24 protein-coding genes are annotated in these 23778 nt (G+C 32.1%); all 24 read right to left on the reverse strand.

Annotation, left to right across the window (positions count from 1 at the left end):
• Positions 1–187 precede the first annotated feature (187 nt).
• The 24 genes from NYE61_RS11125 to NYE61_RS11240 all read right to left on the reverse strand — a co-directional run bounded on the left by NYE61_RS11125 (position 188) and on the right by NYE61_RS11240 (position 23174).
• Positions 188–1912, reverse strand: coding sequence for an ABC transporter ATP-binding protein (locus tag NYE61_RS11125; protein WP_251661022.1), 1725 nt, complete (start codon positions 1910–1912; stop codon positions 188–190).
• Entirely contained in the window at positions 1905–3644 is a 1740-nt protein-coding gene (locus NYE61_RS11130; RefSeq protein WP_339315466.1) for an ABC transporter ATP-binding protein, read from the reverse strand. Before NYE61_RS11130 ends, NYE61_RS11125 begins: the two co-directional genes overlap by 8 nt.
• Complete coding sequence (locus NYE61_RS11135) at positions 3635–4630, reverse strand: hypothetical protein (RefSeq protein ID WP_251661024.1); 996 nt, start codon at positions 4628–4630, stop codon at positions 3635–3637. The genes NYE61_RS11130 and NYE61_RS11135 overlap by 10 nt, the downstream gene beginning before the upstream one ends.
• Positions 4627–5745: an aminopeptidase gene (locus NYE61_RS11140; RefSeq protein WP_339315470.1), complete on the reverse strand. Its 1119-nt coding sequence runs from the start codon at positions 5743–5745 to the stop codon at positions 4627–4629. The genes NYE61_RS11135 and NYE61_RS11140 overlap by 4 nt, the downstream gene beginning before the upstream one ends.
• Before the next feature lie 9 nt (positions 5746–5754).
• Positions 5755–6690 (reverse strand): hypothetical protein, encoded by a 936-nt coding sequence (locus tag NYE61_RS11145; RefSeq protein WP_095312209.1) that lies wholly within the window; start codon positions 6688–6690, stop codon positions 5755–5757.
• A 22-nt stretch (positions 6691–6712) separates the two neighbouring features.
• Entirely contained in the window at positions 6713–7570 is an 858-nt protein-coding gene (locus tag NYE61_RS11150) for an alpha/beta fold hydrolase (protein WP_095312206.1), read from the reverse strand.
• 15 nt (positions 7571–7585) lie between these two features.
• Positions 7586–8362 (reverse strand): alpha/beta hydrolase, encoded by a 777-nt coding sequence (locus tag NYE61_RS11155; protein WP_339315473.1) that lies wholly within the window; start codon positions 8360–8362, stop codon positions 7586–7588.
• Positions 8363–8366: 4 nt separating this feature from the next.
• Positions 8367–8768: a hypothetical protein gene (locus NYE61_RS11160; RefSeq protein WP_095312199.1), complete on the reverse strand. Its 402-nt coding sequence runs from the start codon at positions 8766–8768 to the stop codon at positions 8367–8369.
• Entirely contained in the window at positions 8765–9169 is a 405-nt protein-coding gene (locus tag NYE61_RS11165; protein ID WP_095312196.1) for a hypothetical protein, read from the reverse strand. Before NYE61_RS11165 ends, NYE61_RS11160 begins: the two co-directional genes overlap by 4 nt.
• Position 9170: 1 nt before the next feature.
• The gene (locus NYE61_RS11170; RefSeq protein ID WP_303448317.1) at positions 9171–9917 is read right to left on the reverse strand and encodes a class I SAM-dependent methyltransferase; all 747 of its coding nucleotides are present in this window, start codon (positions 9915–9917) and stop codon (positions 9171–9173) included.
• Between the two features lie 23 nt (positions 9918–9940).
• Positions 9941–11335 (reverse strand): class I adenylate-forming enzyme family protein, encoded by a 1395-nt coding sequence (locus NYE61_RS11175; protein ID WP_303448315.1) that lies wholly within the window; start codon positions 11333–11335, stop codon positions 9941–9943.
• A gap of 23 nt (positions 11336–11358) precedes the next feature.
• Entirely contained in the window at positions 11359–11598 is a 240-nt protein-coding gene (locus tag NYE61_RS11180; RefSeq protein ID WP_095312188.1) for an acyl carrier protein, read from the reverse strand.
• Positions 11595–12494, reverse strand: coding sequence for a PDZ domain-containing protein (locus NYE61_RS11185; protein WP_339315477.1), 900 nt, complete (start codon positions 12492–12494; stop codon positions 11595–11597). The genes NYE61_RS11180 and NYE61_RS11185 overlap by 4 nt, the downstream gene beginning before the upstream one ends.
• 164 nt (positions 12495–12658) lie before the next feature.
• Complete coding sequence (locus tag NYE61_RS11190; protein WP_303448313.1) at positions 12659–13858, reverse strand: NAD(P)/FAD-dependent oxidoreductase; 1200 nt, start codon at positions 13856–13858, stop codon at positions 12659–12661.
• Positions 13859–13881: 23 nt separating this feature from the next.
• Positions 13882–14406, reverse strand: a complete 525-nt coding sequence (locus tag NYE61_RS11195; RefSeq protein WP_095312175.1) for a hypothetical protein — start codon at positions 14404–14406, stop codon at positions 13882–13884.
• Positions 14407–14510: 104 nt separating this feature from the next.
• A complete protein-coding gene (locus NYE61_RS11200) occupies positions 14511–15176 on the reverse strand; it encodes a TIM barrel protein (RefSeq protein WP_303448312.1) in 666 nt (221 codons plus the stop codon).
• A gap of 73 nt (positions 15177–15249) precedes the next feature.
• A complete protein-coding gene (locus NYE61_RS11205) occupies positions 15250–15927 on the reverse strand; it encodes a helix-turn-helix transcriptional regulator (protein ID WP_251661040.1) in 678 nt (225 codons plus the stop codon).
• Positions 15928–16056: 129 nt separating this feature from the next.
• Positions 16057–16434, reverse strand: a complete 378-nt coding sequence (acpS, locus tag NYE61_RS11210; protein ID WP_118889216.1) for a holo-ACP synthase — start codon at positions 16432–16434, stop codon at positions 16057–16059.
• Positions 16431–17651 (reverse strand): nucleotide disphospho-sugar-binding domain-containing protein, encoded by a 1221-nt coding sequence (locus NYE61_RS11215; RefSeq protein WP_303448311.1) that lies wholly within the window; start codon positions 17649–17651, stop codon positions 16431–16433. Before NYE61_RS11215 ends, acpS begins: the two co-directional genes overlap by 4 nt.
• On the reverse strand, positions 17644–18354 hold the full coding sequence (locus tag NYE61_RS11220) for a sugar phosphate nucleotidyltransferase (RefSeq protein ID WP_095312160.1): 711 nt from the start codon (positions 18352–18354) through the stop codon (positions 17644–17646). The genes NYE61_RS11215 and NYE61_RS11220 overlap by 8 nt, the downstream gene beginning before the upstream one ends.
• Positions 18351–18707: an HAD hydrolase family protein gene (locus NYE61_RS11225; RefSeq protein WP_095312157.1), complete on the reverse strand. Its 357-nt coding sequence runs from the start codon at positions 18705–18707 to the stop codon at positions 18351–18353. Before NYE61_RS11225 ends, NYE61_RS11220 begins: the two co-directional genes overlap by 4 nt.
• Positions 18704–19651, reverse strand: a complete 948-nt coding sequence (locus tag NYE61_RS11230; protein WP_303448310.1) for a hypothetical protein — start codon at positions 19649–19651, stop codon at positions 18704–18706. The genes NYE61_RS11225 and NYE61_RS11230 overlap by 4 nt, the downstream gene beginning before the upstream one ends.
• A complete protein-coding gene (locus NYE61_RS11235) occupies positions 19651–21249 on the reverse strand; it encodes a M3 family metallopeptidase (protein ID WP_303448309.1) in 1599 nt (532 codons plus the stop codon). Before NYE61_RS11235 ends, NYE61_RS11230 begins: the two co-directional genes overlap by 1 nt.
• A gap of 695 nt (positions 21250–21944) precedes the next feature.
• Positions 21945–23174, reverse strand: coding sequence for a replication initiation protein (locus tag NYE61_RS11240; protein ID WP_303448308.1), 1230 nt, complete (start codon positions 23172–23174; stop codon positions 21945–21947).
• Positions 23175–23778: the final 604 nt, after the last annotated feature.

The following is a 23778-nucleotide window of genomic DNA, read 5'->3' on the forward strand; positions in this document are numbered from 1 at the left end:
ACCGACAAACAATATTCGGCCGCTTTATTTAATACAATCTTCTTATGGATATTTAACGAATGTTTCATCCTCAACAATCGTTCTTCTTCAATATACGTTAATATTTTTCCGTGTTGAGACAAGCATGAAGAAAAGTCATGAATAGATCCCCCTATACCTAAAACGTTCAAACGATCACCCCTCTTTTTTATTCAACCAATACTTTATGTCGCTTTGTTTGTAGTGCGGTTAATTTATAAAAAAAGCCTTTTTTCTTTATTAGTTCTCTATAGGTTCCACCTTCTTCAATTATTCCTTTGTTTAGGACAAATATTTTATCAGCATCTTTTACTGTAGTTAAACGGTGCGTTACCATAATAAGCGTTTTATCCCTTGTTTCTTCTACAAGTTTTTTAAAGATTTTTCGTTCAGTTTCATAGTCTTGACTGGATGTTGCTTCATCCAGAATAATTATTTTTGTATCCTTAAGCAGGGCTACTGCAATCGCAAGAATCTGTTTTTCCCCGGTTGATATACTATTATTGTTAGATGAGGCAAAACCTTGCTTTCTTATTTTTTCAGTTAATTTTGCCGAACCAAGCTTTTCCAAAATCGTAATACATTTATTCCATTGATTTTCACTAAGCTCTTTCAAATAGGATAGTTCGAACTCATAACTATGCTGATCAACATAGGAAATTTGATTCCTAACTGTTTTTGTATTAAGCAGAGTTATATCATTATTATCGATTAGTATTTTTCCTTTACCGGGAGCATAAAATTTCAATAGTAAACTTAAGATAGAACTTTTTCCAGAACCCGACGGACCAACAATAGCAACCTTTTCTCCGTGACTTACCGAAAAACTTATCTTCTTTAGAATATCTTGGTTTTCTTGATAATTAAAATAAACATCCGAGAAAACAATATTACCTTTATCTATCTTTTTCACAATAGTATTCTTTGATTCGACTTGATTGTTATCATAAACACTAAATACTCGATTTGCTGCTTCAAGGGCAGTTAACGATACTACCCATTGCCCATTTATACCTTTAAATAATGCGAAGATTCTTCTAATGTAATCAATCAATAAATATAACAAACCTATACTATAAGAACCTTCTATAATCGAACCTCCAAAATACCAAATCATACCTGCGATTACTAATCCTTGCAATAGACCATTTAAGTTTACATCCGTCAAATGAAGCGTGTGCATCCTTTTCAACATATTTCGGTATATCTTATGATTCGTTTCTACGTATTCACTATTAATCTGAGATTCTGCATTATTTAATTTTACTAAAGAGAAATTTTTAATTATATCAACAAATAAAATGTTTATCTTGTTTAAATACTCTTGAATATTAGTTATATACTTATGAACAGGTTTATTTATGATGTAATTCACTGTCATAAATACAATTGGAATCCCGAGTGAAAGTAATCCAAAAAGGGGATTAATCAAAAAGAGTGCTATATATAAGCCAATTAATTGAAGTAGACTAACAATAAATCCCCCTAAAAAATTATCAAATACATCTTTTATTTGCATCGACTCATTTGTTAGTTTATTGATAATATCACCAGGTGGTATCTTATCAAAAAAAATTTTTGGTTGCTGATTTAGATACTGTACTAAGTCATTTCTAATTATCTGTACCAGTCTAAGAGTATATTTTGAGAAAATATACTCATGTCCAAAGTTAAGTAAACCAGACAATATAATCAAAATAACTAATCCAATTAGTGCACTGGAGAGTATATTCGTTATGCTGTGCTCTATATAGTTGTCCAATATAATCTTGATTAAATATGGAATGTATAAATCGATTGTAATCGCAATTAATAATATAAAAGTGGTGACGACAAATTGATACTTATAATTCAATAAGTAATCAAACAACCTTTTAATCGTCTTTCTATTCACACTGTAACCTCCTCTCTTCTTCCTCCAATTCACTTAACTCTTTAAATTTACGATATTGATTAGAATACCAATTATTGGATTGAATGAGAGTTTCATGGCTACCCATTTCAACTACCTTTCCATCTATTAATACGATAATTTTGTCTACCCTCTGTGTAAGTTCAAAGTTATTTGTAACAATTATATTTGTTTTTTCTCGTCGAAACCTCAGTAGTTTCTCAAAAATCGCAACCGCATTCTTTGAATCTATGAAGGAAAAAATATCATCTAATAATAGTAATTCGGAATTTTTTAAAAGTGCTCTAGATAGTGCTAATTTTTGAAGTTGCCCCCCCGATAGATTCTTTCCACTTCCCCCGATACTCGAATTTAAAGTTAAATTTGAATTTTTCACTTCTTTATGAAGGCTGGTAATTTGCAAAACTTCCTCTATCTTCTCCTTTGCAGATGAACTACCCAAGATTAAATTTTCGTAAATGGTTTTCGATAAATTTGATGGTTCTTGAGGCACATATGCAACAAGGTTTGATAGGTTCTTTTGGGAAAGCTCTCTGTAAGGAACATTTGAAATACTAGCGCTGCCCTCATAGGTATCATACTCTCCTGCAAAGAATGAAATTAAAGAACTTTTCCCGCTACCTGTCTTCCCAACTATTGCAATATTTTCTCCCCTTCTAACTATCAGATTCACATCACTCAGGGCATTTGAATTTCCTCTTCTAAGACTAAAATGCTCAAAACGTATATCTGTTAGTGATTTAATATTACGAGTAAAACTTGAATTGTTTTTCGTGTTATCCACATAATCTATAAACCGACTTGCTGATGCATTTCCCTGTTGGAAAAAATTTACAAAATCTCCTAACGCTCTTATAGGCCAATGCAGTAAGTTTATATAAAACAAAAAAGTGATCAATGCGCCAATTGTTATGTCACCCACAGCAATTAAATATGAACCATACCCCAATGTAATAACGTAATTAATACGAATCAACGTAACAATGATAGGATGAAACATACTAACTGTTCGCGCTAAAACAATCTCAGAATTTGTAACACCTTGATTCAACCGAAAAAAACTCTCCACGTACTTTTTTTCTAACATAAATATCCGAATCAAGCGTAATCCATTAAAAAATTCTAGACTGTGATTGTTAAGGTAGCCTTTTTTATCTTGTACATCCATACTATTTTGGTGCACTTGCTTTCCTAACCTTTTTACTACAAAAATAATTAATAGCATGGGCGGCAGGGAAACGATTGTTAGTTTCCAGCTGATCATTATACTCATTGTAAAAATAACCAGAAGTCCAATTACAGTACTCATAAAACTTAGGATTCCAAATCCGAAGCTAGATCCAATAGTATTGATATCGTTATTCATTATAGTCAAAGCATTCCCCTGATCATTAGGTGCTTTTTTGTTGTACAAGGTCCGATAAAACATGTCTTTCCTTAGTTCCTTTTGAATAAAAAATTCTCCTCCAAATAGAGAGGATGACCAGATATAAATCACAACAAAGTGAAATAAAGCAATTGCGACCAGTAATATGACTTCTGATATTAACTTAGACTGAGTTAGATTCCCGGACGTCAATGAATCGATTATATCCCCAATTAATTTTGGGGGGATTACTTGTAATATTTCAGAAAAGATTAAAAAAGTAAAAGCAATGAGATAAAGTATAGTGCGTTTGCTTAAGTATCTTTTAAATATATCAACTAGATACATGTAGAGTCACCTATTCGCTTTAAAACACGCTGTAATAACTGTATTTCTTTTTCCTGTATATCCTTTATTTTTTCTACGAGTCCTAATATTACACGTTCATTTTTCCTTAACATATAACGCAAAACAGATTTCTTTAGATTTTCTACCATTATTACAATATTATTTATTTCATAAATATAACTTTTATCTATTAAACCTAGTTTGTGTATTTCACGTACTATAAACTGTATAATATATTTATGCTCAACGAGAATTTGAAAATTTTTAATATTCAACTCCCTTTCTTGACTACCTATTGCTTTCAAATGTTGGATTAATAACTTGTAATTATCAAGACCGTATGCATAATCATTGCTAGGATATAGCTTTTTTATATTAGAATGTATTTCGATGCAGTCCTTCGAATTTAAATAATCTTTTAACTGGGACGATATTTCATTTAACATATTTTTTATTTCCGGTTGAGAATGATGGATAGCTTTATAAAGATATACGTTTCTTTTTGAAGATTCTTGAGGATTTGCGTAAACGTAAGCATTGCAAATATGTTTTTTATGAAGTACTTTTCTTTCGAGCATCCCATTTTTGTTAACAGCTACAAACATGAAAGTTTCTTTACTACTGTCATACCCATATATCAATATATCGTTGGTTTTAGATGATCTGGAAAAAGAGGTTTGATATTGGAGGTAATACTGATCAAGATATAAACGAATGTAGAATCCCGCACGTAGTGATTCTATTAAAAATTCATCTACTAATCTATCTTTTAAGGAAAGGGAACTAATGGATACAAATGGAGTAGGTTCTTTTGCTACGTTATGGTATTCAAAAATATCTAAGGTTTGTTTTTCTTTATGTCCGTACAATTGAATACTTTGTGCAAAGTACCATATTGCTTCACGGTCACTCAATATGGACAGGGGAAATGCATGATTACTACTAGCACTAATTAATGGTGTTGTGATATTATGCGTTATTTTCAATTTTCTCCCTCCATTAAATAGTTTAGTTGCTGCAACTCTTCTGGAATAAATAACCCATCTTTTCTAATGAGCTCTCCATCAAAGAACAGCTCACCGCCTCCGTATTCTTTTTGTTGATTTAAAATAAAATCTACATGAATAGATGATTCATTCCCGTTATATGCCATTGGGAATGCTTGTCCTAATGCAAGATGTAAACTTCCAAACATTTTTTCATCAAACAGGAGATTATTTAGAGGCTTTTTAATATATGGATTCAACCCAATCCCAAACTCTCCAATGTATTGAGATCCTTCATCTGTAGATATAATTCGGTGTAAAGTATCTTGATTCCTTGATTTAAAGCTAATAACCTTACCATTTTTAAATTCAAGAAACACATCTTCCAATAGTTCTCCGTTTAGTGAAGTAATACAATTAAAATGGATATACCCTTCCACTGTTTCTTTTATCGGTGCAGAAAATATTTCTCCATCCGGAATGTTGTATTTACAATCACATAGATAGTTCCCAATTCGTTTCATTGAAAAAGTCAGATTTGTATTCGGGGATTTAATTTCAACCGTGTTGGTTTTGTTCATTAAACGTTGTAGAGGTATGACATTTCTCTTAAGTTTCTCATAATTAAAAGTAGACGCTTTATAATACGTATCTGCTAACTCTGTTGAACCAATTTTGGCCAATTGTGCCATTCCATAGGTTGGGTATTGAAGCAATGTCCAATTTTCTTTCATCAAATATGCATGCTGATAAGGATTTAAGAATCGTCTGTTGTATAGAGACAGCTTATCTTTAGGGATATCTTCAAACTCATAAAGGTTCTCATGGGACTTAATACCAATATAAACATCCATATTCTTTAAACGATACAATTCCTGATCAAGCCATAATTTTAAACTTTCTTCCGAAGAACCCATTATTAATTCTTTTATGTGTTTCGTCTTGTACGTTCGTAAGTAAGGGAGTGCCCCTCGATTGTATATTTCCTTAATAATTTCGTTAACAAAATTATTAACTTCTCCTTGAACATCTATCATTACCTTATTTCCTTTTTGAATGTGATTTGAGGTTATTAATCGTTGTATTATTTCTTTTTGTTGAACGGTTGAAAGCATACCATCACCCTATCTTAATAATAATTGATTTAATTTTATTTCTATTTCCCATAAAGTATTGACTTTTTCTAGAACTAAGTTTTCTTTCACACGGTTACGTAAAATACCTTTGTTCAACATATTCCGTAGCGAATCTGCTATTCGGGATGATTTCTTAGCCAAGTTTAGCACCTCATCATCAAAATCAACAAAATTAGCAAAATGAACAAACATTTCTCTTGAACCAGCTAATAGTGTAAACGACGCACTAAGATGCTGTAGGGTTTCAACTAAGTTATTGAAATAGGGAGATTTTAGTTTCAAGAGGTCATCCACAGAATCAAATAATTCATATGTTTCATTCCGGTTGTCTATGAAGTCTTGAAATAATTTCTTAGTTTTTTCTTTTAAATCATCCATATTGTTGAAAGTTATAGGCTCAAAATAACTAATATATCTAAATCCACAGCCATTTTTGTAGGCAATCTCTAATTCACTTATCGGATACTGAAATTTTGAAAAGATTGGTGCAGTTTCGTCGATAATATCTATTAAATTATCATGGAATCCCTTAATCATTATGGAATGAGGTGATTTTTCTTTTTGGTAACTCTGCTTTCGGTGTGGGAGATGAAATGTGTCTACTGACACAAACACAATATTCCCACTATCTATAATCTCTTTAATTCCCTCTTGTATATTATATAAAGATTCTGAATGTATATCTCTCTTTTCCAGTCCAATCAATTGCCAATCAGAATGTTGAAAACCCAGCTCATCAAAGTGGTATCTGGATTTTTTTTGTTTAATAATCTGAATCATTATCTCATTTGTTGAATCTAAGCAATTATAATACAGTGCTTCTACTCGATATCCCATTTGTTTTAAATAACTAACATACTGACTTTTACTGCAATCCAAATAATTTAGATCAAACAGGTATTTTCCTTCTAAATCGATTCCCATACTTTTTGTCTCCTTTTTGGTATTACCTTAATAAGGGACAGAAATCTGTACATTCCCTTCCTTTTACTAACAATTCTATTATTTCAATCAACTTATCCATTGCAGAAGGATGTTGATGATAATATTCTACTTGCTCTAATTTATATACCTTATTAAACTGGTCTATCAATTCGAATTTCCAATCTTTTTCACCTATAATCAGCGTTAGATTTTGTACTAACATTAATTCTTTCATTGGGATTAGCTTGTCTATCTGCTCGATAAGGGAAGAGGAAATTCTTTGTCCATGAAGATATAACAAATGCGATCCAAACTTAGTAAAATAATTATATTGATGAATATCAAAATCACTTAACGTATAATAATCATATCCGGTTACTAATTCTTGGGAGTCTAGCGATCCTATCCTGTTTAGTTTTTGAAGAACTTCTTTGGCAAATATATCTCTTGACTTCGGAATAGGCGCAATTATGGGAGAAATAGCTATTACTTTGCAATCAATGTTATAAAGTTTTTCTATTTGCTGGCAAACTCTACAAGCAATTATCCCACCTAGCGCGTTTCCAACAAGATATAATACCGGAGGTTTAAACAACTTAATACCAATTTTCACTACTCTAAGACTATCCTCGTACATTGTCTGAAGATTAACCTCTTCCATTGATCCTTTGCTATCTCCACATCCCTTATAGTCAAATTGAATGAACTTTTGCCCTCTTTTTTCAAGATGTTTTCTTAAATTAGAAAAAAGATAATTCTTTTCACTCATTGCTTGACCTAAGCCAGGAAATGTAACAACTAAGCTATCACACTCGTTGGAACCATATTCTATTAGTCCACATATCTCTTTATTTTTACCCAACCAGCGCTGTTTCCACATGTAATATCCTCCATTCTACCCGAATTGTGATAAAAGCCAATTCAACGTCTTTGTCATTAATAAGTTTTCAAATTTCTCCGAAGTAAATAAGTGGCCTGCTTTCGGTATAGTAAGGGTTTGATTTTTAGCGCTCTCATTATATATTGGTAATTCATTTATTTCCATGTGTACCATTTCCTCTTTTACCAAAGGGTCATCTCCTCCAAATATAAGTAGGGATTTATCATTATAGGATTTAATCTCATTCATAATATTTACCCTTTGTAGATCACGGTAAAAATCCATACTAATCCATAATCCTGCCCATGGCATTACTATTTTATCTTTCTGCACCTCATGACGAGAGAATCTAGGTCTTTTATTATTTGGATAATTTCCCCCGTATTCATTGAAAAGAGGACTCCAAATAACCACTTTATCAACTTTTGTTCGATTTGCTGCCATTATTGCAATTCTCGCACCGTCACTAAATCCTAAATAAGCAATCTTGCTATTATCTACAAAATCAAGATTTGTTGTGTAACGATAAGCAGCTTGTATGTTTGATACTTTTGTGGAAGTTGTCATATCATAATAAAACCCATCACTAAGACCCATCCCAAAATAATCAAATCTAAGAGTAGCAATCCCTCTTTCAGCTAACACACGGGCATATTTTACCGCTAGTCGATGCACTTCGTATCTTTCCCCGTTCTTACCCGGACAGTAAATGACAGCGGGACAGGTCCCTTTTAAGTTCTCTGGTATATGTAATACTCCTGCTAGACGTCCCTGATCTTCAAGTTCTATCAATCTCTCAATTGTCATGACAGACCCCTCTTCGAAAAATAAATTTAGCCTTCGCAACCGTAATTTGATTTACTTTACCGAATGATTTAAAAATGACTTGCTCATAATCAATATATTCTACTGTGATGGAATAACTTATGATGTCACCTGGATATATGCTGTGAAGAAACCTAGACTGTATTTTACTAGGAGATAAATTATAGATAGATAGTTCCTTAAACTTGTTTGCTGCTTTGATTGATTGAAGCATACCTTCCACTACTAGCATTCCTGGAAAGATACTATATTCTTTAAAATGCCCTTGTAGAAAAAAGTCGCTATAGCTAACATATTTTTGACTCTTAATTTCATCTTGACTTACCTCTATTTGGTCAATTAAGCACCATGGCTTTTGAAATTCTAACATCATTTTTGTACTCCTACTGTTAAAATACAACCCATTATTATTTTATTATTAGATGTAACTTTTCCTTCAAGAATAGCTTGTTTGTCATGAATACGAAGCGGTTTAACTTCAAACGAAAGCATGCCACCATATAAAGGTGCCTTTTGAATATAATCACTTTTTACAGATCCAAGAACTGGAAACTCATTTTTTTGAAGTGGTTTGGTTTCAAGCTGAATAAAAATGACAGCTGTTTGTGCAACTCCTTCAAGCATGATTGAATAAGGAACTTCTTCTTTATTGTCCAGCCAATATAACTTTTGGGTATTTAGTGTTGTCCTTAGAAGTTTAGAAGGTTGATAGGTATCAACCTTCTCTACAAGGCGAAAGGGTAATTGATGTGGTAAAAGATCCATATAGTTCATGTCAAACACCTTTACTCTTTTGATACTTCATAATCATTCTAGGGGAAGTCGCGGAATATGGCTGGTTATTGAAATACCCAAAAGAATCCCTTAATTGTAGACCACTTATTTGATTCATATGGATAATCTCAGAAGCCGTGTAGAGTCTTAAATTTAGTAAAAACTCTTTCTCTTCACCATGTTCTTCCCATTTAATTATTTCATTCCATCGACCAGTTAGATAGTTGAACTCTCTTTGATTCCATACGAATTTATTATTCATGTAGTACCAAGACTGCTTATTGTAATTATTTACCTTTGCTTCCCGATTATCCAAATCTTGTATAAATACTCCATTTGGTCTTAAGGCTCGATAAACATTTTTTAATGTAATCTCATCATCCTGTTGCCTTTCAACATAGCCAAATGCTGTTCCCATATTTATTACAGCATCATATTCATTAAGATAATTCATATTTCTCATATCAGAATAGATGAAATTAATAGACACTGATTCCCTTTTTGCTCTATTTTTAGCTTCTTCTAACAAATCACGCGAAGCATCTAATCCCGTAACATTATATCCGTATTTAGCTAAAGGTATTGAAATCCTTCCTTGACCACATCCTAAATCAAGAATCTTAGCATCACCAGGTAGTTCGAGATTGTTAATCAGAAATTGAAGTTCATCGTTCGTTCGATCTTTGGTTAATATCTCTTCCGAGAATTTTAAGTAATCACTCGAAAAGAAACTCTGCCATTTTTCCATAAAAAACTTCATCTTCTTTCCTTTTATTTTGTTTGTTTTAATAGAATACGACTCAGCTTTCCTGTACTTCCGTTCGGTATTTCTTGTTGTATTTTAATCTTGTCGGGCCAAAACTTAGTATCCCATTTTCTAATCTCTTTTCTTAATAAAACAGGATCGTAGCTTTTGGTAGGGACAATATGTGCTACCAGTTCAAATGCATGATTTTCTCTTTTAACTATCTCTACTATCGTGTCCTCAACATATGGCGTAGCCCTTAATAACTCCTCTACGTCCTCCAGTTGTATATTGATACCATTCCGTATAAATATATTATCTGCCCTACCATAAATATACAGATTCTCTCCAACCATTTTTGCTATATCATGCGTATTTAGCCAACCATCTACCAATGCTTGTTCAGTTAACTTCTTTTGTCTAAAATACCCTTTCATCACACTTGGTCCCTTCACGTTTAAATAACCCTTAACCCCTTTACTAACTTGCTTCCCACTCTTATCGGTAATTTTAATTTTGAGGTTGGTTAGTGGATTTCCGACAGACGCTTCTTGAAAGGTTCCTTGCATCTTCTCCATACTGATTCTTGGTGAAGCCTCTGTAAGTCCATATCCATTAAAAACTTGGATAGTTTCCAGGAGCTTGTTAGAGATATCTAAATACTGGTACTTGTACAGCCTCTCACCACTAAGAACTACCTTTGTAAGTGATCGATATAGGTTGTAATTTTTTAGTTGAAGGATTTTAAACATTAGGGAGGGGGTCAAAAACATCATCGTAACCTGATGCATTTTTATAAGCTTTATACTATGGAATGGGGATTCAGTATGTTTCTTCACTACAAACGAGGCACCTGCGATTAACCCAGCCATTAACTCTCCGGTTATAGAAGAAGCATAGAGGAGCGGACGGATAATTAAAAGTCTGTCTTCTTGTTCTATTTGTAATTGCTGTTTTATTTGTAAAGCATTGTTTATGATATTATCATACGTTAGCATGATGCCTTTTGGACTCCCAGTCGTTCCTGATGTATAAAGCACAAATGCCACACCTCTTAACTCTTTGTATCCCGTTACCTTGTGATTAATATCAATCTTAGTTAATTTACCATCATCATCAACGTGAGCATTCTTCACTATTATCCCAAATGTTGAGTTAAGTATTTTTTTGGTTTGATTTGGACTATTTATCAAGTCTATTGGAATAATAGTAACTTTCTCTGCCAAACACGCCAGGTACAAAGGGATTAGCTTCCAACCTAAAGTTATGTCTGTAAACATTACTGGTTGACCTTGTTTCTTATTAGATTCTGTATATGCTCGAATAAGTTCTTGATTATTTTTAGTAGTTTCATATATTTCTTGATAACAAATACTTCTATTATTGTTTCTTATACAAATACGTTCAGCCTTCTTTTTCATAAGTTTTAGAAGGTCCAATTACATTAAACCTCCTTTTCTAACCTTTCAATTACCTCTCTAACTGTTGTTGTACTCTGTATATCCAATAAATCATCCGGGAATTCAATATGATACTCTTCTTCGATCAGCACCACAAATTCCATAAATCGTAGAGAATCGAATCCAATATCTATTATTGTATCTTCTTCATGAATAGACTTTATCGGTAATAAACCACAATATTTATCACTTAATAGTTCAATGACTCTGTCTTTTATCTTCATCTTTTTCCACCTTTATCTTTTTTCCAAAGCGAGCCAGAGGACGAACGTTGTTTTGCGAGGTTCTCTCTTTTCTGTCGAATATCATCAAATGTATCTTCAACCGTATCTACTAGTCCAGTAAAATTTCCCTCTAATGATAAATATGCTTGTGTGTAATGACTGGAACCATTTCTTAGATATTTAATATTAATTGCATCTTTCTCTATATTAAACGATGATATTACACGTACAAATTCATCGTAGTTTGCTGTTTCTTTGTTGTTCAAAGCGATGATAATATCACCCTTTTCTAATCCTGCTTTACTAGCAGGACTGTTAGGGAATACTTCTAATAAATAATTACCTGTATCTGCATAATTATGTTCTAACTTCTGTTCTTCATTGACCGTGCAATTTAATACCCCGAGTCTAGGATAACTAAATAGCGGAGTCCTCAAGTCCATCCCTAATTCCAATACTGATTTTAGATTGAGCAACGATCTTGTCCAACCTAGCCTCATGCATTCTCGGAACCATTGTCCATAAGTATCTGATTCGAATCCTTCAACCATTAGCGTAAGTTTGGTTAAATTATCCCTCTCCTTTATAAGCATTGTTGAAGTTTGAACCTGAAAGGTTTGAACGGATCCATCAGGGGAAATTGATTCATACGTATCCTTTACACGAAATGTATCATTTTTATCAAACTGTAATATATACTGATCGTTTTCGATGTCCCCATAATTTAATAAAAAATGATCTCCTGGCTTCGGCTGCTCATTTTTCCCCCTTAATTCTGCTTTATATGTTAAGTACGTATTCATCCCCTCTGCGGTTGCGATGGAATACCATACTTTGTCAATTGGGGCTTCAAAATAGGTTTCAATATGAAAAGATTCAGAAGCGTTCTTCATCATCATAAACCTCCTGCAATTACTTTTTTCCTTTTACATAGGCAGTTTTTTGACTGGCTTGGTTTGCTTTGTTGATTTTAAACATAGACTGAAAAAGCGTCAATAGAATTTTCTTTGTGCAAACCATTGAATGAGCACTCTTAATCTTAACAAATAGGAAGTACACATTAACCGCCCTCCTGCAACATTGTCATAATTTGGTTTGAATGAAGTGCTATTTTTTTAGCTAGGCTCGGAAACGTGCATAGCATACTAGTCAGTTCATGCTGAACACTGTTAATATTCGTTTTTTGGAAATTTTGTGTACTTACGGATGAATAAAATTGAGGAAGTATTCTATTATCACGCAAATTTTGATAAATAGACATGGATTCCTCCCAACTTTGCTTCTCTTTGAGATATAAATCAAGTTGAAGCGCTAATTGTTCTGCAGTACAAACTGCATTATCAATACCCACCCCTGCTATCGGATGCAGAAAAGCGCTCGAGTCACCCACAAGAACCCATCTTTTACCATAAGGTTTCTTGAAGTTACTATTAACTTTCTTAATGCCTTTTATTTTTCCTGCTATTTTTAAATTATCTATTCTCGGTACAAGCATTCTTAGCTGATATAATTGTTGGATAAAGCCATTCGGGTTACATATTTCCTTAAACTTGGAAGGAGGAACCATAATTGCAAAGCAATGCATGTTTTGATCGATTGGATTTCCAATAACGACTCCATTAGGGGTCCAATACCATTCTACTGTACCTACTGGCATTGGATTAATTCCCTTAATATATGCATAAACCACTCCAAGTTCTTCATTCTTATTTACTAAAGTAGTTTTGGCGCTAACCTTACGGGAAATCAGTGAATTTCTTCCATCAGCTCCAACTACGATGTTTCCATAAAAGGACTGATTAGAAGTACAATCTTTTTTCTTACCTGTAACTCCTATAATTTCACCTTTACTATTTTCTATAATGTCATTAACATTAAACCCCAAATTCACTTTGATATTAGGTAATTTACTTACTTCCTGCAATAAATATGAATCAAGCAACTCTCTTCTAATACTTATTACACGATTAGAAACTACTGTATCTGATTCAAAAATGTGTCCCTCCACATCAACTCTAAACCTCTCTAAAATCGGGGAACCACAATTTTCTATTTTGTAATTGATGTTTAATGACTTGTAAATATCTACTTCACCAATAATATGTGTGGAGAGTGTTGGTCCCAATTTTGAGGATTTGTCTAGCAATAAAACTTTATAACCTAATCTTCCTAAAAATATAGCTAGAGAAGCTCCGGCACATCTTGCACCGACTATTATAACGTCAAAAATAGTACTTCCTCCTATAAACAAAAGGGTCAATTAAGACCCTTTTGCAATTATAATTAATTTGATTGTAGGCAGTTATATAAGGATCCTGCCTCGTTTCCATTATTATCGTAAATCGGAACAACATCTTGTGAATGGAAAACTGCATCTTTTGGTGGAAGTCCTTTAATTAAACCCTTCATGTAAATAGGCTTTTTATTATGGAGCGCACCCTCCGGAGTTTCAATAACCCAGTATAAGAATGATTCTGCATCAACACCATTATTAATGGTACTATTTACTGGAATTTTCGCTCTCGCTTTAATTGTCTCCCCTTGTCCATCAATACCACCACGAACACGAATCTCTTTTCCTGGCCACAACACTTTAGAAGTTGCCACTAAATCTACATTTTGAATTTCTACTTCAACATCAATTCCGGATTTGATGCTAAATTCTGAATCACTTACAGTAAATTCAGTTGGACGTTCTTGCTTAAATTCTAATTCTTCACGACGCCCGTCAACAAGTTCTAGAATTGTTCTACTTGTTGATGTTTCTAATTTTAATGATTTCTTTAAAGCAGTGTTAAGTTTATTCAAATTATCCCTCCTCTATTTTAGCGTCTCTAGAGACAATAATATAATCTCATTTTTAACTTCCAAGTGCTCTGTTTTTAAATGTTTAATAATCTTCTTTTTTTATGCTATTGATAGAACATCTTTAAAGAACCCTCGACTACTTCTATGGCTTTAGGTTCAATTCGATCTATCTCCAACGTTAATAATTTGCGATAATTACTCTTTATTAAAAAAGACAAAAAATCTACCTCCTCTTGGTTAATTTGATAGTGCTGATCATGGATTTTCTTCATTCCTTTAATATGAAATTCAGTTATAACATCATAGTATTTTTCATAAAATTTATACAGGTTTAAATTTGCGGCTTTTAAATGACTAAGGTCTGGAACTAAAGAAATATTTTCTTTTTCATATTCCAACACTAAATCGATATCCTCACTAGTAAATATAGAGGTTGCCTTATGAGGATGGATTCCCACATGGATTCCAATGTTGGTATACCTTTTAACAATTTCTCTCATCATCTCTAGCATTTTTTCTTTTGAATCAGTATGGTTTTTAAAAAGAAATCCAGAGCACAGAATAACGAAATTAATATCTAGATATCGAAGTAGTTTGCTAAGTTTATCATGATGTAAGTAAATACTTCTCCTCTGACTCCAAACCCCAAAATGTCCAAATTCATATACTCCTGATATTACTAATTGATTTTCACATACCTTATCCCTAATCCAACCTGGGTCGTTAGACAATAGAATATTACTACCAATTTCACATTTTTTAATTTGCATTTTATTTAATTCTTGAAATGCCTTGACATAATTATTACCCCAAGGGAAAATGTGACATGAAAGTTGATTACATCTAAACTTCGTAATTATTATCCTCCTTATAGACTACTAATGAACTTGTTTGATTTCGAAAAGCGGAAGGATTTAAACCAACATATCTTCTAAAGATTTTAGAAAAGTGGGTTAAATTACCGTAACCAACATTTAAACAAGTTTCAGTTACTGATGCTCCTCTTCTAAGTAAAGCCTTTGCTTTATTTATCCGAAGTCTAATAAGATACTCTTTAAATCCAATACCGCAATACATTTTAAATATCTTTGAAAGATATGAAGTGCTAATATTAAATTCTTTGGAGACTTTTAATAAACTTAGGGTATTATCATGGGTATTATTATTGATATGTTGGATTATATTATTAATTAAAGTTGATTTATTTTTATTTGTGGAATTTTTAATTGAAAGTATTCCAATAGTTTCGAGGTAATCACAGATTAGAGGGATGTCACATTGTTTTATCCCAATAAACGTTACAAAAGCCGTATCTCCTAGTTTGCTTAACCTCCAATCAAAAGGCAGACTATGTTTTGAGGTTAGAAATACAATTAACTTATATTTACCTTTAATTTCTTTCTTTTTAACTAAATTGTTGTACTGATTGGCCGTTTTAATATAAGCTACTTCTATTACATTACTAGTACTTTTAAAATCACTGGGAGGGGAACTGGAATCAAAAACTACAAGTATTTTCAAAAATATATTCATCCTCCTATCTGTTAATATATATTAACCCTATCCATCAATATCTGTAATAGGTGGTCCCATACAATATAATAATTTTTTCTATGCTCCGTTTTTTCCCATTAGGAATAAAACATTGGCTTATAGTTTTCGACTAATAACAACAAGTCCAACTGCATAGTTACCAGAATGTGAAATACTTACGTCAATCTTGTATTCTAAGTCACTCAATTTGTCCCTTAGGTCACTGTATAAATTAATATGTGGTTTGCCATTTGGAAGATTATCTACCTCTATATTTTTTAATGATCTTAGATTGGTTATGCCTTTTCCAATTGCTTTTAAAAAAGCTTCCTTCACAGCCCATTTCCCTGCTAAAGTTTGATTTATATCTAATTCTTTTGCATACTCTCTCTCTCTCTTTGTGAAAACTCTTTGAATAAAATGTGGATTGCTTCTGTTTAGCGTTTCCTCAAATTTTGATATATCCTGGATATCTATTCCAATTCCATAAATCATAATTTACTCTGCTCGCTTTTTAATAATGAACATACAATATCAAATACCTTTATTTCCCCCTTATAATCTCTACTTTTAATCTCTTTTTGAAAGAGTCTTATGTTATTTTGATAGGAAGGATCATTAACCATAAATTCGATCATATTTGATAATTGATTGATTGTGGTTGTGTCAGGAATGATATAATCACCAAATTTATAATTTGCAATCTGTTTCGCATTAAAAAAACGCTCGCTGTGGGTTGGAAGGACAAGTGATGGCGTGGAAGTTACAATGGAAGATAAACAACTGCCATGACCACCATGGTGAATAAACAAACTTGCTTTTCTTAACAAATATTCATTAAAATACGGAATCAAAGATACATTTTTCGGCAATTCCCATGTAAACATTTGATGGTCTTTTTCAGTTGAAGCTATAACAAAGTGCAACTCTGGTAATTTTTTGCTCACTTGTGTTACTTGTTCTATTATTTTTAGTCCTGTTTCACCCGTAGTATCCTGAAGTCTCCCTGGGTATACTAAGACGTATCGCTCTTTATCAGGGACGGTATTCCCATAATGAATAAAGTTCATACTTATAGGTCCAACATATTCAATATCTTTAGAAAAGATAGGATCGATTTCAGGAAAGCTTGGAACAATTGTTTTTGTACCAATGGATAATTCTTCTATTCTATTTATGGGATTCATATCTAGCTTTTTTAAAATATTATTAATAATCGTAGTCACTTTTGGTAAATTACGTGGGACCTCATCATGAAACGGCATTCCATCAGGGTGAAGACAACTCTGAACAATAGATAATGTAGGAATACCTAAAAATTTAGCTGCTATCATTGTGTTTGGGCTTAAATCTGTAATTACAAGGTCTGGTTTATATCGGGTTAACATATTTATTCGATGTGCTATCCAACTATCTGTAAATTTAGGATCTAACAGCCCCATTTGTGCATAGTATTGATCGAGATTATAAAATGTACTGGTAGGATTTAATAAAAATTCCTTTCTTGGCATTGTTGGATCATCATCCATCAATACTTTATAACCAGCACTTTCAATAATCTTAACAGCACTTTCGTCATATATACTAAAACATACTTCCATACCTGATTTAGAACACTCCTCAGCTATGGGAAAGGTCCTTGATAAAGGGCCTAGGCCTCCGCTTAGTCCTATAAATATTTTATAATTAATCACATTTTCACCTTCATTCATATTTTTTTATGAACTTTTCAATTTCTGATGGATTTCCGAACGTATAACATTTTTCCACTTTTACTGACTCAAATTGGGTACCCAGATTTAGCATTTTTTCAATTACCATAGATATATAGTATTCTTGCTTTATATCCTTAAAAAGATCACTGTTTTCCTTAGCTATAGTTAAAAATTGCTCTGTGTTTGGAAAGTAGTATAGACCTGTTGTTGCATACTTTGAAATAACCTTTTTCTCCTTTATAGTCAAAATATTATTGTTATTATCTACGTCGACATAGCTAAAAGAATCATCTTTAGATTCAAATACAAAAACCATACCTTTGATCGAGTTATATAGCTTAGTACGGATATTCGAACATTGTTGATACGTATCTCCATTAAATATTAAGAGTGGTTCATCTTTTTTAAAAAAGGCTTCCGCTTTTAAGACTGTTTCAGTTTGACCATGTGTATACTCGTGTAACGATACTATAATTGCATCGGGGCAAATATCGTAAATTTTCTTCTTTAACTCAGTGCTATTGAGATGATGATCAAGACAAATAAATGTAACTCGATATTCATCTAATAAATCCTTAATTCCTTCAAGCGCCCAATAAAACATTGGCTTACCTAAAACATCAATTAATACTTTTGGTTCAGTATACCCTGCCTGTTTAAAGCGAGTCCCTTTGCCCGCTAAAGGGATGACTATATTCATATATAATTACCTTTCATCAAGTTTGTTTCAACTTCATGCCAAGAAGTGAATTTCATTGCTAAATCATCAATGTATATATCGCCATATGGTTTTCCAAATAATATTTCATCATACTTAATATCGTAATGGTTTAACCAATCAATTGTTATTTTGCCAATATTGGCATTTACCTTTCCTAAGTTTCCCTTAAAGGTTTTCATATTACGAGCAGTATAAATAATAATCTCATGGCCTTCCTTTTTTAACTGATTAATTATTTGTATCGCTCCATCTTTTGGTAATACATCCTCATATCGTTGATTTGGTTTTTTCAATTCACAAATTGTTCCATCCAAGTCTATTACAATCCTCATATACTTCTCCTTTCAGCATCTGATTTGTCGAGCAATGATACTCCAAGTGCATACATCGTAAGTTGCTTTTTGTAATTTCCCTTATGTAAAGGAATCATAGATAAGAATAATAATGCCTCTATTACATTAATACTTTGGTCATTATGATAATAACTTGTCCATATTTCATTTATTTTTTGGTGATAAGGTGACTGGTTAATCTGAAAATCAAGCCCCATCCCTCTAATTATTAACTGAAACTTATCCGATATAATGTGATCATACCCTGATAAACTATGTTTAATTTTAGCTATATCGTAATTTTGATCCCCGTGTATACCAGCCCTTCCAAAACTCCCTCTTGGATCTATCAATTTTACTTCCTTTGTTGAAGTATTAAAGAAAATATTTGAGAAACATAAATCTCCATGTATGATACTTGGCTGGGCCTGATTTATAATAAAGGATAATAATTCACTATTTTCTTCAAGATAACGCATCGGGCATTGCATCAATTTTCCGTTGACATTTAGATAACCCCTTTTGTATATACCATAAGCTGTGCTATTCTGTTCAATGAAACGCTTTAATCGGGAAATTGATTTAGTAATGTACATGGAGGATAAATCCTCATACTTAACAGTCGCTTGGTATTGAGAAAATACTTCTAAAATATGATCTATCTTAGGAAGAATAGTACTTTTCCAATCCTGAATTGGTAGTTCTTCATTCAAAAACAATTCAGATACAGTTGGCCAATGTATATACTCCATCTCTATAAAGGCATTTTCCAACCTATCAGAATAGTTGACAATCTTAGGGAGATATCTTTGTAGTGATTTGGGCAGTTTTAAATACCAGTAAATTTCATTGATTAGTTTAGTAGAATCTATACTTGTTTTTTTTATAGTGTTTTGATTTGAATTATACCGAACATCATTAAAGTATCTTGAGTTTAATTTCATTACATCTCATTCTCCAGTAACTGTTTAATATCATAGATTAAGTAACCCGGATTTAACTGATCCTGGAAGGAGGACTTTAATATATTTCTCCAACTTTTTGAGTGGCCAAACCAAAAGATGTTTTCCTTCAAGTATTGTATTCCTTCTGTTGAATGAGATGATCTATACTTTCTTTCCATGTTATTGCCAATTTGGGAAGCAATGATCTCACCTAGTAAATAGTTATGATAATAGGCGGGTAAAGTTGTAAGATGTGGCTTAACAGCCCATACTGGTATATCCCATTTAATTGGCTTTTCTATTCTTTGTACTTCACCAACAATATCCCACCATAAACGATTAAGATCTTGATTCGGATTACGATATAACTCCTGTTCAAATATTGTCATTGTCATTGTCCAATAAACTTTAACAAGAAGATGACTGACAAAATCTCGTTGACCAATAAATTTATCTGATAGTGTTCCTTCATTTGAAATAACATTCCGATACCAACTCTTTTTAAAAACTAACCTTTCAAAATATATAGCGCTTGCTTCACTCATGAAAATCTCAGAGGATTTTTTTAAGATGAATGGTAAATCCATGTTAACGTTATACTCATAAACAGCATGGCCAAGTTCATGCAAAAGAAGTGAAAGTGATTTTTGGTTTTGGTGATAATGAGCGGATATTCGAACATCTTTATCTCGATCAATATTCAGACAAAAATTAGCAGCGCTTTTATCTTCATTGGCTGAAATATCGCTATTCTTTAAGATGTCTTTTATATCTAACCCAATTTCTTGAAACCAATTAGTTAATTTACTCGTTACAGTTTTTACTGTTATAGCTGGGTCTTCTAGATAGCTAAGATTTACTTCCTGAAAAAATGGATGTGGATAGTGCCAAGGATACAATTGTTTTATATTAAATTTGTCCTGTAATTGTTTATCTATATTCTTTTTAATGTATCTATATTCTCCATCTAGATTGGTTCTAATCCCAGTAATAATGGAGTTTAGTTCTATTTTGTCTAAACCTTGGCTGCTTAATTTTAAATCATAAAAGTTTTCAAACCCTTTTTCTTTTGCGATCTTATTTCTGATATTTACTAATTCTATTAGACCACTTTGCAACTCATCTCCAACCTTCATATATTGGTACCATAACTCTTCTCTCTGACTATTATTTTGTTCCGTTTCTAGAATTCTTAAAACTTGTTGTTCTGTTAATTTTTTCCCCTTAAATTCAGTTTTATTCGTTGCAATTACATAGTGAGCTTCGTTCCAGAGTTTGGTGTACCTATGTTGAAGAGATGGATTTAACGATAACTCAAGCATTTCATTGTAAAGACATGATATTTGCCTTTTAGATAATAGATCCATGTTACGGTCTTTTTGTAATAATCGAATTAAATGAATCAGATTAGGTGAAGATATTTCATCATTATAAGACTTTTCATCTTGTTCTAACTGTTCAACCCATCTTTGATCATTCGTGGTAAGCATTAGCCATAAAGAGTATATATATTGTTGATATTTGTTCTGAAGCCTTTCGTTAATGAGCGATAAAACTAATTTCGTATTTGAGAGGTCCATCCAATCTTCCCCTTTCATTTAAAAGTCCTTTAGTACCCTTACTTACTATTTCGCTCCATTTTAATATTTTTATATTCAATTACTACAAAGGGATATAATTTCTAATTTATGTATATCTATTTGTAGTATAGGAATAAAACAAGAAAGAGACTCTGCTTTTCTTTCCCAATAAAAATGCCCAATAAAGATTGGACATTTTTATTGGGCAGGGGGGTAGTAGTTAAAAATGAAATAGTAATAATTTTACAAAGATGATTTTTTACTTGGCCTTTATTTAAATTCAGTTTCGTTTTTAAATGCAGATTCTCCATACAGATTAACAAAAGCTATGACAAGAGGCTCAAAGCGTTTACTATAAATGTAAAACAGTTTCTACCATTGGGTTATAAGGACATATTCCTATTCTTCTCAACTCATTAGCCGGAGTATATAGTGGTTAGGAAATTTGGTAATAAGTTCATTGCGAGGGGATATATAAACAAATGATTTAATCGTTTTCTGTAATAGCATTGGAGAATAAACACTATGATCACCCCTGTACTTTGCTTATAAGGATCCTCCTTATTATTCGCTTTAATTGGTTAATACAAAGGAGGTATGACTGTAACTTAAATTTGTTAAATTGCATAGGTATCTAGCTTCATGATATAAAAAGCTATCCGAAGGAAACCACCAATTATTCCTTATTCCCTTGGGGGTTTTCTGCTGGCGGGTTAATAAACCATCATTTCCCTTTTTTTATTTATCACTTTATATATTTCATCTTTTTTATCATTCCATAATTGTTTTGCTTCTTCTTCCGACATCACTTTAGTAAATAAGGGAATGGCCCTCCTTTCAATCATCCAATCTGGTAATAAATCCATTTTTACTGCTTTTGAATTAGGTGTAAACTCTGCTATTAGTTCTCGTATTACCCGTTGCGATAGGTTAATCTCTATTACATCCTCGATTTCTTCCTCTTCTTTTTTCAACTGACTGAAGATAAAACCAATTGGATTTTGAATTTTTTTGTTGTACCGAATGGACTCCATGACATTTATTACTTTTTTCTTCCCAAATTTCAACCATTCTTTGATAACCGTTCTTTTTACACTAAATCCTATTTCAATTGCTAAATTATGTACTTCTAAGATATTATCCTCTTCTAAAACATTAAACAGGTCTAGTTCCTCGACGGGATTAGTTTGTATTACTTTCACTTTTTGTTTTTTGTAATCCTCTGTATTATCAGATACTACTTTTGGTAGAATACCAATATAAGCCTCTTTCGATTCAATGAAAAATTTAATTTTTTTAACTGCTCGACCATGTTTAATTTCTTTAATATCAATCGATATATCAGACTTCATATTAATCTGTTTTTGAGCAGGAACTAATACTCTCTGCTTAAAATTACCATAAGCCGGATATATATCTGATGCACCAACTCTATGTTGTAATTCATTTAAATCAAATGTTCTTTCTTTTAACCTTTCGTATTGTTTTAATAGTTCATATATCCTTATCGAATACCGTCCTTTCATTTTACTAACATTTTTAAATTGATAGGATGTAAATTCCCTTTTCAATTGTAATAAGTAAGGTCTAAAAAAACGATGTAGTGTAAGTTGAATAGTCCCCTTTTTATAATTATAATCAGCTTGTGATAGCCATTGCACCTGGGACAGTGTGTCCTCAAATCGGACTTCATATGTTTTTGATAATAGATTTCTAGTAATTTCCTCCAATTCTTTATATCTCGTATTACTATTTCCACCGATCATCTTTATAAAGTCTTTAATAGAGAACATATACGGTTGAAATTCTTTATCTGTTGGTTGTACCAAACTAATTAAAGTCAAGATAATTTTTTGTTCGACTTCCGTTAAATTATATGAAGCCTCAACTAATTTATTGGATTTAGTTATGATATTTGTTTCACTAATTCCTCTTGAAGCCATATATATTCTCCTTTTATTAAATATAGATAAATAACAAAAACATTAAGCTATCATCCATTAAAAAGTTATAAAACAGATAACCAAAATAAATTGTTTTAATTTTATAAAATTAGATTATTTTTACTTTTCGTTATAGTTAATTCACTCATAAGTAGTTATAGTTTGCTCGGCTTTTCTTCTCTTTTACTCAGTTTTTGTTATAGTTAACGCTTCCACTTAGCTTTTGTTATACTTCACTTAGAAATTGTTATAGTTAACCCTTTTACTCAGTTTTTGTTATAGTTCGCTCAGAAATCGTTATAGATAGATACTTAGTTTTTGTTATCCTTTACAGAGTTTTTGTTATCCTTTACAGAGTTTTCGTTATCCTTTACTTAGAAATTGTTATAGTTAAACTCAAAAAGATGAGTCATATCAAGGTATTTAAGCAACCGAAAACATATAAATAACTTAAAATATTAAAAAATAATGTTTAAGAAAACAATCAAAACAGAGTGTGTTGTTGATTATTTTCTCTATAAATAAATTATTTACTTTTAAGGTAAAGTAAATTGCCCAAATGATTTATCTTAACTACTAGTTACTAGTTCCTCAACAATTAGCT

Source organism: Oceanobacillus sp. FSL W7-1304, assembly GCF_037969805.1.
In the GTDB taxonomy this organism is placed as follows: domain Bacteria; phylum Bacillota; class Bacilli; order Bacillales; family Amphibacillaceae; genus Oceanobacillus; species Oceanobacillus profundus.